Consider the following 1,317-nt stretch of genomic DNA (forward strand, 5'->3'; position numbering starts at 1 on the left):
TTTTCTGTGTAGTTTAACTGCTCTTTTGCCGTTGATAGTGTTGATATGAAATCCCATTCGTTATTGACCACGTTGATTATGTAAGACAATGCTTTGTTGTATATGGATATGGTATCACCAAAGGATTTGTCCGTTATTTTGATTTTGAATTTTACAGTTTTTATACATTTCATGCCAACACCAGCTTTACAAATTTTTCTTCTAGTACAATTATAGCATACAAAAGCAGAATACTCCATCAGATTAGCAGTGATGATGCCTTGCTCCACCTAAACATTGTTATAGGTGGAGACTGCGGCTACTGCTTTTTTGTTCAATAAATTGTGCATTAAGGCCGCTGATGTGTTTACGAAAGTCAACGAAAAAGTTAAAAAGGAATTAAAGGAAAGAGCAAAGCGACTGGAAGAAATAGAAAAGCTATTAACAGAGCAACACAGACCGGAATTTTTTACGGGATACAGGGCGGTAAAAATGATTAACGAAATTGCGGATAAGTCAATAACATCATTATCAGAAGAAGAATATGAGCGTTTGAGTAAATACATCCGCTTAAACTCAGCGAAGTTCAGGACAAGAATATCAAGAAGTATGAAGCAAGCAAAAAGTAAGCAGTTTGATTTCAAAAAGACGGTGCAAAAGAGCGTTCAAACCTTCGGAGTGCCGTTCAAGTTGTACTATAAAAAACCAATCGTCAAAAAAACAAGGATTGTATGCATATTGGACGTTTCAGGGTCCGTAATTAAATATGCGCAGTTTTTTCTGCAGTTCATCTATGAACTTTCAAGTGTGTTTGTCGATGGGGTAAAATCGTACGTGTTTGTAGGAGATATAGATGATATAACGGAGTATATGACGAGATATCCATTGAAAGAAGCTTCAAAACTTGCTACAAGCGCAGCGAACATATCATACAGGGCATATTCGGACTATAATAGAGCTTTCAGACAGTTTTGCGACAAGTATCTGGGTTTTGTAGACAGACATACTGTAGTCATCATATTGGGCGACGCGAGAAACAACAAAAACGAGTCGGGTCTCGAGTATCTTTATCAGATTAAAAAACGTGCAAAGACAGTGCTGTGGTTAAATCCCGAAAAGCAAAGCAAATGGGATACAGGCGACAGCATAATAAGCAGGTACAAACCACATATAGACGGCTTGTATCAAGTGACAACGTTCAACGAGCTTGTAAGTTTTTTGGAACAGGTTGTAATATGAGAAAAAGGGAGTGAAAAATATTTTGTGTATTTAGATTAATTTCATGCTCTTTCTTGATAAGAATCAATTAACATTTTATTTAACCCATTTCTTAGTATA

General features: G+C 36.3%; 1 protein-coding gene. It reads left to right on the plus strand.

Annotated elements, in window-relative coordinates; translation table 11 throughout:
• The first annotated feature begins 309 nt into the window (after window positions 1-309).
• A complete protein-coding gene (locus BUB87_RS13925; protein ID WP_159432440.1) occupies window positions 310-1,218 on the plus strand; it encodes a VWA domain-containing protein in 909 nt (302 codons plus the stop codon).
• Window positions 1,219-1,317 lie beyond the last annotated feature (99 nt).

Source organism: Caldanaerobius fijiensis DSM 17918, from assembly GCF_900129075.1.
Taxonomy (GTDB): domain Bacteria; phylum Bacillota; class Thermoanaerobacteria; order Thermoanaerobacterales; family Caldanaerobiaceae; genus Caldanaerobius; species Caldanaerobius fijiensis.